The 8,242-nt window shown below is 69.9% G+C and carries 7 protein-coding genes and 5 tRNA genes; 11 read left to right on the plus strand and 1 reads right to left on the minus strand.

Annotated elements, in window-relative coordinates; translation table 11 throughout:
- A partial coding sequence (locus tag J7E86_RS28510) for a nitrate- and nitrite sensing domain-containing protein (RefSeq protein ID WP_215085706.1) occupies positions 1-2,178 on the minus strand: 2,178 nt, incomplete at its 3' end.
- Positions 2,179-2,663: 485 nt separating this feature from the next.
- Between J7E86_RS28510 and J7E86_RS28515 the strand changes: the two genes are divergently transcribed.
- From J7E86_RS28515 to J7E86_RS28565, 11 genes are all read left to right on the plus strand, one after another.
- Entirely contained in the window at positions 2,664-2,882 is a 219-nt protein-coding gene (locus J7E86_RS28515) for a hypothetical protein (RefSeq protein WP_215085712.1), read from the plus strand.
- Positions 2,883-2,970: 88 nt separating this feature from the next.
- Positions 2,971-3,753, plus strand: coding sequence for a fumarylacetoacetate hydrolase family protein (locus J7E86_RS28520; protein WP_215085707.1), 783 nt, complete (start codon positions 2,971-2,973; stop codon positions 3,751-3,753).
- Positions 3,746-5,221: a glutamate--tRNA ligase gene (gltX, locus tag J7E86_RS28525; RefSeq protein ID WP_215085708.1), complete on the plus strand. Its 1,476-nt coding sequence runs from the start codon at positions 3,746-3,748 to the stop codon at positions 5,219-5,221. Before J7E86_RS28520 ends, gltX begins: the two co-directional genes overlap by 8 nt.
- A gap of 74 nt (positions 5,222-5,295) precedes the next feature.
- Positions 5,296-6,024 (plus strand): HAD family hydrolase, encoded by a 729-nt coding sequence (locus J7E86_RS28530; RefSeq protein WP_215085709.1) that lies wholly within the window; start codon positions 5,296-5,298, stop codon positions 6,022-6,024.
- A gap of 88 nt (positions 6,025-6,112) precedes the next feature.
- Positions 6,113-6,184, plus strand: a tRNA-Gln gene (locus tag J7E86_RS28535).
- A 61-nt stretch (positions 6,185-6,245) separates the two neighbouring features.
- Positions 6,246-6,318, plus strand: a tRNA-Glu gene (locus J7E86_RS28540).
- Positions 6,319-6,379: 61 nt separating this feature from the next.
- Positions 6,380-6,452: transfer RNA gene (locus J7E86_RS28545), tRNA-Glu, on the plus strand.
- 13 nt (positions 6,453-6,465) lie between these two features.
- Positions 6,466-6,537: transfer RNA gene (locus J7E86_RS28550), tRNA-Gln, on the plus strand.
- Between the two features lie 33 nt (positions 6,538-6,570).
- Positions 6,571-6,643, plus strand: a tRNA-Glu gene (locus J7E86_RS28555).
- 86 nt (positions 6,644-6,729) lie between these two features.
- The gene (locus J7E86_RS28560; RefSeq protein ID WP_215085710.1) at positions 6,730-7,623 is read left to right on the plus strand and encodes an MEDS domain-containing protein; all 894 of its coding nucleotides are present in this window, start codon (positions 6,730-6,732) and stop codon (positions 7,621-7,623) included.
- Positions 7,613-8,242 (plus strand): MEDS domain-containing protein (locus J7E86_RS28565; RefSeq protein ID WP_215085711.1); only part of this gene is annotated, 630 nt, incomplete at its 3' end. The genes J7E86_RS28560 and J7E86_RS28565, both read left to right, overlap by 11 nt.

An 8,242-nucleotide genomic window follows, 5' to 3' on the forward strand; every position in this document is an offset into this window, starting at 1 on the left:
GCGCGGCGCGGCGCCGGCGGGCCCGCCGTTGCCGGCCGGGGCACCGCCCTGCGGCATGCCGGCACCCATCGGGGGCGCACCCGTGGCACCGGGCATCGGGCGCTTGCCGCCCTGGGCGACGTCGACCGGCAGCATGACGAGCGCGGTCGTACCGCCGGAGTCGGACGGGCGGAGCTGGATGCGGATGCCGTGTCGCAGGGACAGGCGGCCGACCACGAACAGACCCATGCGGCGGGAGACCGAGACGTCCACCGTCGGCGGGCTCGCGAGCCGCTCGTTGATCGCCGCGAGGTCCTCCGGCGACAGACCGATGCCGGTGTCGTGGATCTCGACCAGCACCCGCCCGTCGGGCAGTGCGTGACCGGTGACCTTGACCTTGGTCTGGGGCGAGGAGAACGACGTCGCGTTCTCCAGCAGCTCGGCGAGGAGGTGCACGAGGTCGTTGACCACGCGGCCGGCGACCTCGGTCGGCGGCACACCGCTGAGCTCGATGCGCTCGTACTGCTCCACCTCGGACGCGGCGGCACGCAGCACGTCGACGAGCGGCACGGGCCGGGTCCACCGGCGGCCGGGCTCCTCACCCGCGAGGACGAGGAGGTTCTCACCGTTACGGCGCATACGGGTCGCGAGGTGGTCGAGCCGGAACAGTGAGGACAGCTGGTCGGGGTCGGCCTCGCGGCTCTCCAGCTCGGAGATGAGCGAGAGCTGACGCTGGATGAGGCCCTGGCTGCGGCGCGAGAGGTTGGTGAACATCGCGTTGACGTTGCCTCGCAGCAACGCCTGCTCGGCGGCGAGGCGGACGGCCTCGCGGTGCACGTCGTCGAAGGCCGCGGCCACCTTGCCGATCTCGTCCGTGCTGTGCACGCCGACGGACTCCACGGACGTGTCGACGTCCTGCGGGTCGGTCTCGGACAGCTGCTTGACGAGCTCGGGCAGGCGCTCCTGGGCGACCCTCTGAGCGGTGTCCTGCAGCCGGCGCAGCGAGCGCACCATGGAGCGGGCCACGACGAAGGCGCCGACGAGCGAGATGCCGAGGACCAGGATGATCAGGACACCGTTGAGGATGGCCTCCTGCTGGGCCTCGTCACGCAGCTCCAGCGCCTTCTGGTCCATCTGGGTGAGCAGCGTCTGCTCGATCTTCGACATCTCGTTGATCTTGAGGGTGGCCTGGTCGGACCAGTCCATCCAGGTCAGCGTCTCGCCGCTCTTCAGCCCGTCGGGCTTGGTGAAGACGCGGTCGGCGAACGTGTCCGCCGCGGCGATGTCGGTGATGCCGCCGTTGAGGGAGAGCAGCAGCTGCTCGGAGTCGGCGGCGCGGATGGCGGTGAAGCGCTTGAGCGCCTCCTTCTCCGCGTCCAGCGCCTCCTTGCCGTACTGACGGTCGTTGGCCGAGAGGTTGCTGCCGCCCTTGGCCGCCAGCGCCGCGGTGATGACGGCGCGCTGGATGGACGCGTACTCCTTGGCGGAGGAGAACGTGGCCAGCGCGCGGGTGCTGGTGATCATCTCGCTGTTGCTGGTGGCCTGGGCCATGTCCTGCGAGAGCGAGAGCAGGGAGTTGATGAGCGCGTCGTAGTTGTTGACGGTCCGCGCGAAGTAGTTGGGGTCCTTGTACGCGTCCTCGCGGACCGTCTTGATCTTCGACAGCTGCCGGGTGATGTCGACCAGGGTGGTCTGCACACCGACCATCGTCTGGTCGGTCGGCTTGACGTCCTTGGTCGCCTCGGTGAAGTCCTTGATGGCGCGGTCGGCCCGCTGCTGGGTGGAGACGATCCGGTCGTCGGTGCGGTTCTGCGCGGCCAGCGGACCGGCGGTCTTGTCGCGCTCCTCCTGGAGCGCGCTCGCCAGCAGGGTCGCCTTGCTCGTCATCTCCGTGAGGAGCTTCATGTGATCGAGCTGGTCGACGTTCTCGAGAGAGCTCTCGATACGCAGGGCACCCAGGGTCGTCGCGGCGACGACGGGCAGGGCCAGCAGGGAGACGAGCCGGGTGGAAATGCGCCAGTTGCGCAGGGCTATTCGTGAGCCCGGGCCACCCGCTCCCTTCTTCTTGTTCGCCTTGGACTTCGGCTGTTCGGCGGCATCGCCACCGGCCGGCGCGTCGGCGGACGTGCCGCGGTCGGTCGCACCGTGCGGCTCCGGCTCCGCCGCAGCGCTGCCATCCCTCTTGAAACGTCCCTGCACTAGCGTCGCAACCTCTGGACCAGGCGTCCCTCCGGTTGAGCGGCGGGACGGTGTCGAGTCGTGGGGGGACCGCGGTTGCCCCCTGGCGGTCCGTGGAATTCCAGCACAGTGCCGGATCTCCAACAAGGCCGGTGCACACCCCTGGGGGCAGGGTGACGCTCAGTGCCGGGATCGGTCACGGGGCGTAGAGGACCAGAGCCTTTATTCGGGGCATCAGCGTACGAGTTGCCACGGGGTGACCCGCACCCGCCCGGTGTCCCAGTCGCCATGATCAGGAGCGGAACGTCAGCTTCAGTCACGCGATGTCCGTTTCGCGGTGACGGAAACCCCGCCCGCTTTGCGGCATATTTCGCACCGCTCGTGAGCAAACTCACAAGCAACCGATGACTTCTCTCGCCGACGGCGGGGGATAGGCGCGCCTAGCCTGGTTCTTTACACAGGACGCGAGAACGACAGCGCGCACCCACGACACCGCGAGGCAGCAAGTGCAGACCACGAAGACGACGAAGACGGCCAAGCCCAAGGCCAAGGTGCTCCGCAAGACCGCCAACCCGCGCCGCACGACGCTCGCGCACCTCGACGACGCCCAGGCCCTGCGCACCGCCGAACCCCTGGTGCACGCCGCCGAACTGCCGCAGGTGACCGCCAACCCGCGCCGCACCGTCCTGATGACGGCCCCCGAGCCCCAGGCCCCCCAGGGCTGAACCCCGGTGGCGCACGGGGCGCACCCGGCCCCCGCGATAGCCTGAGGTGTCAGACTCCGGCCGGATCAGATAGGGGCAGCAGCTTCCCGTGCGCATCGCCAGGTTCTCCATCGACGGCAACGTCGGCTACGGGGTCGTGGAAGGGGACGCCTCCACGGAGGGCGGTCCCGTCCTCGACATCATCAAGGGCATCCCTTACGGCGACTTCGAGCGCTCCGGTACCAAGGTCCCCCTGGACAAGGTCCGGCTGCTGTCGCCCGTTCTGCCCAACAAGGTCGTCGCCATCGGCCGCAACTACGCCGAGCACGCCGCCGAGCTGGGCAACGAGGTCGGCGATGCCCCCGTGGCCTTCTTCAAGCCCACCACCTCGGTGATCGGGCCCGGCGCCGCCATCGAGTACCCCACCTTCTCCAACGAGCTGCACCACGAGGCCGAGCTGGCCGTGGTCATCGGCCGCATGTGCCGCGAGGTCCCGCGCGAGCGCGTCAAGGACGTCATCTTCGGCTACACCTGCGCCAACGACGTCACCGCGCGTGACGTCCAGCAGCGCGAGAAGCAGTGGGCGCGGGCCAAGGGCTTCGACACCTCCTGCCCGCTCGGCCCCTGGGTGGAGACCGAGCTCGACCCGAGCGACCTCGGGATCATGTGCACGGTCAACGGCGAACAGCGCCAGCTGGGCCGCACCAGTGACATGGCGCGCTCCATCGAGGACCTGATCGTCCACCTCACCGAGGCGATGACGCTGCTCCCCGGCGATGTCGTCCTCACCGGCACCCCGGCCGGCGTCGGACCCCTGAACGTCGGCGACGAGGTCGCCGTCACCATCGAAGGCATCGGCACTCTCACCAATAAGGTGATCAAGCGTGGCTAGCGCATCCCCTGTACGCGTCCGTTTCTGTCCCTCGCCGACCGGCAACCCCCATGTGGGCCTGGTCCGCACCGCCCTGTTCAACTGGGCGTTCGCCCGCCACCACGGCGGCACCCTGGTCTTCCGTATCGAGGACACCGACGCGGCCCGCGACTCGGAGGAGTCGTACCAGCAGCTGCTGGACTCGATGCGCTGGCTGGGCTTCGACTGGGACGAGGGCCCCGAGGTCGGCGGCCCCCACGCGCCGTACCGCCAGTCGCAGCGCATGGACATCTACCAGGACGTCGCGCGCAAGCTGCTGGAGGGCGGTTACGCCTACCGCTGCTACTGCACCGCCGAGGAGCTCGACGCCCGCCGCGACGCCGCCCGCGCCGCCGGCAAGCCGTCCGGCTACGACGGCACCTGCCGGGTCGTGACGCCCGAGCAGGAGGCGGCCTACGAGGCCGAGGGCCGCGCCTCGATCGTGCGCTTCCGGATGCCCGACGAGCCGATCACCTTCACGGACCTGGTCCGCGGCGAACTGACCTTCACCCCGGAGAACGTGCCGGACTACGGCATCGTCCGGGCCAACGGCGCCCCGCTGTACACGCTCGTCAACCCCGTCGACGACGCCCTGATGGAGATCACGCACGTCCTGCGCGGCGAGGACCTGCTGTCCTCCACCCCGCGGCAGATCGCGCTCTACAAGGCGCTGATCGAGCTGGGCATCGCCAAGGAGATCCCCGCCTTCGGCCACCTCCCGTACGTCATGGGCGAGGGCAACAAGAAGCTCTCCAAGCGCGACCCCCAGGCGTCGCTGAACCTCTACCGGGAGCGCGGCTTCCTCCCCGAGGGCCTGCTGAACTACCTCTCCCTCCTCGGCTGGTCCCTCTCGGCCGACCAGGACATCTTCACGATGGACGAGATGGTCGCGGCGTTCGACATCAAGGACGTCAACGCCAACCCGGCCCGCTTCGACCTCAAGAAGTGCGAGTCGATCAACGGCGACCACATGCGCCGCATGGACGTGAAGGCGTTCATCGAGGCGTGCGGCCCCTGGCTGAAGGCCCCGTTCGCCCCGTGGGCCCCCGAGGCATTCGACCAGGCGGTCTTCGAGGCCATCGCCCCGCACGCGCAGACCCGTCTGACGGTCCTCTCCGACATCACCGCCAACGTCGACTTCTTCTTCCTCGACGAGCCGGCGCATGACGAGGCGTCCTGGGCCAAGGCGATGAAGGAGGGCTCGGACGCGCTGCTGCGCACCGCGCGCGCCAAGCTGGAGACCGCGGAATGGAACGCCGAGGCTCTCAAGGCGGCCGTTCTCGCCGCCGGTGAGGAGCACGGCCTGAAGCTCGGCAAGGCCCAGGCGCCGGTCCGCGTCGCGGCCACCGGCCGCACGGTCGGCCTGCCGCTCTTCGAGTCCCTGGAGATCCTCGGCCGCGAGCGCACGCTGGCCCGCGTGGACGCGGCGCTGGCGAAGCTGGCGGCGTAACGGCGCGGCGCCGGACGGGCTTGTTTCGGCTGAGCTCAGCCGAAACAAGCCCGGACGCCGCTACCGTCGGCGGTATGCCCATCCGCGCGATCCTCTGGGACGTCGACGACACCCTCTTCGACTACACCGGCTCCGACCGGGCCGGTGTGTTGCGCCATCTGGAGGCCGAGGGCCTGCTCTCGCGGTACGAATCCGCGGAGCGGGCCCTCGGCCTCTGGCGTTCCGTGATGGAAGCGCAGTACGCCCGTTTCACCGCCGGCGAGCTCGGGTTCCGCGAGCACCGCCGGGAGCGCGCACGCGCCTTCCTGGGGTTGCCGCTGGGCGATTCCGAGGCGGATGCCTGGTTCGGCCGCTACGTACGCCATTACGAAGCCTGCTGGACCCTCTTCCCGGACGCCCGGCCCGCCCTGGACGCCCTGGCCCCGCACCTGCGGCAGGCGGTGCTCTCCAACGCCTCCACCGCCCACCAGAAGCGCAAGCTGCGCACCCTCGGCATCCACCGGCGGTTCGAGCGCGTGGTGGGCGCGGACCGCCTCGGCTGCGCCAAGCCCGCCGCGGAGGCGTTCCTCACGGTCTGCGCCCGGCTGCGGCTGCCACCGGGGGAGGTCGCCTACGTGGGCGACCAGCTGGACGGCGACGCCGTCGGCGCCCGGGACGCCGGCCTGTGCGGGGTGTGGCTGGACCGTGCGGGCGGGGAGGATGTCCCCCTACCTGACGGTGTGCGCCGGATCGGGGGCCTCGCGGAGCTGCCGGGCCTGCTGCGGCGGGTTAACGGTTTTGGAGCCCCGTCCACCTTCGGGTAATGTTCTTCCTGCGCCGCCCGAGAGGGCCGAGAGGCCGGAACGGACGGAGCAAGCCGAACAAGACCCCTTCATAGAGGTCGAGTTCTGGTGGGGTATGGTGTAATTGGCAGCACGAGGGTTTCTGGTTCCCTTAGTCTAGGTTCGAGTCCTGGTACCCCAGCAAAAGAAATTCTCCGGAAATTCTTTTGCTAAAGTAGCTGAAGTAGTAAAGCGCAGTGCGAGCCCCCGTTGTGTAGCGGCCTAGCACGCCGCCCTCTCAAGGCGGTAGCGCCGGTTCGAATCCGGTCGGGGGTACAGATCCTGAATCCGTCACCATCCAGGTAATTCTGGAGGCGACGACGAATGGATCGCTAGGGCCCCCGTTGTGTAGCGGCCTAGCACGCCGCCCTCTCAAGGCGGTAGCGCCGGTTCGAATCCGGTCGGGGGTACTGGTTGTCACCATGGGATATGGTGTAATTGGCAGCACGAGGGTTTCTGGTTCCCTTAGTCTAGGTTCGAGTCCTGGTATCCCAGCGCAGAGAGCAATCGCTCTGCAATATGTAGCTAGCCCCCGTTGTGTAGCGGCCTAGCACGCCGCCCTCTCAAGGCGGTAGCGCCGGTTCGAATCCGGTCGGGGGTACAGCAGAAAGAATGCCTCCCGCATAAGCGGGGGGCATTTTTTCGTGCGGCCTTCCCTGCGTCGCGGCCGGGGTCGATAATCCACGCATGGTCCCTCCTTACGGCGTGCACCGCCGGGTCCACGTCGGTGACCTCCGCCCCGGCGACCACGCGTGTCTGCTGTTCGCGTCGGACGAGGAGCGGGCCTCGATCCTGCGGGACTTCGTGCTCGGGGGCCTCGACGCCGAGCACAAGATCCTCTATCTCAGCGGTGCCGACGGCCCCCCGGGCCCCCGGGCGCTGCTGGAGCAGTGCCGGCTGACCGGCGTTCCCGGGGACCTGGACGGCCGGGTGGAGGTCATCGGCCCGGCCGAGCTCTCGCCGGGGCGCGGGAAGTTGGACCCCGCCGCGTTACTGGGCCGCCTCCGGGCGGCCGCCGACCGCTCCCGCAGCGAGGGCTACCGCGCCCTGCGTGTCACCGGTGACCTGTGCGGTGTCCTGCGCGACGGGCCGGACATCTCCCGGCTGCTGCGTTACGAAGCCCTGCTGGCCGACGAGTTCAGCTCCGGCCAGGCGCTGGCGGTGTGCCAGTACGACATCCGCCGCTGCGATCCCGCCGCTCTGGACGCCTTCGCATCGGCCCATCTCAGGAGCGTCGAAGTGGATCCTGTCGTCCGCACGGCCGAACTGACCGTCGTCCCCACCTACAGCCCGTCCGGCCTGCGGATCGAGGGAGTGGTCGACGCCGATTCGCACCGCCACCTGAGGGACGCCCTGCAGTCCGTCGCGTCCGTGCGCGGCGACGTCCACCTGGAGATGTCCCGGGTGGAGTTCCTCGACCTGGCCGGGCTGCGGCTGCTGATGACCTTCGCCAGGGCGCGCGCCGCCCGCCACTGCACCGTCGAGCTGACCGGGCTGCCGCCCCACCTGCTGCACGTGATCACGCTCATCGGATGGGACCGGACGCCGGGACTCCGGCTGGGAGCCGCGCATGCCTGCTGACCGCACCGAGGGGTCCCCTTTCGTGCACCACGCCTGTCTCTACGGCAGCGACGAGGACTTCCTCGCGATGGCGGTCCCCTTCGTGGAGGCCGGGCTGGCGGCGGGCGAACCCGTCCTGGCCGCGACGGCGCCCGCCAACATCGATCTGCTGCGGTCCTCGCTGGGCAAGGACGCGCACGCCCTGGACACCGCCGAGACGGCCTACTTCGGCCGCCGGCCCGTCGAGCGGGTCGCCGCCTTCCTGCGCTACCACGACCGCCGTGCCCGGCCCGGCCGGCGGACGCGAATGATCGCCGAGCCGGTGTGGAGCGGCAGATCCGTCCGCCAGGTCGCCGAGTGGCAGCGTATGGAATCCGGGCTCAATGTGCTGCTGGCCGAGCTGCCGGTGTGGATGGTCTGCCCGTACGACACCCGCGTCGTGCCCGCCTCGGTCGCGGAATCGGCCTGCGCGACCCACCCGGCGCGGCTGGACGGGCAGCGCCTGACGCCCTGCGCCGGCTACGCCGACCCGGCGGCCTACGCCGCGCTCGTCCCGCCACCGTTCGTCCCCGTCCCGCCCACGGCGGCCACGGCGGGGCCCACGGCCCGCCCCGCGACCGTGCGCCGCTTCGCCCGGGAC

The sequence above is a fragment of the Streptomyces sp. ISL-11 genome (assembly GCF_018614525.1).
GTDB lineage: Bacteria > Actinomycetota > Actinomycetes > Streptomycetales > Streptomycetaceae > Streptomyces.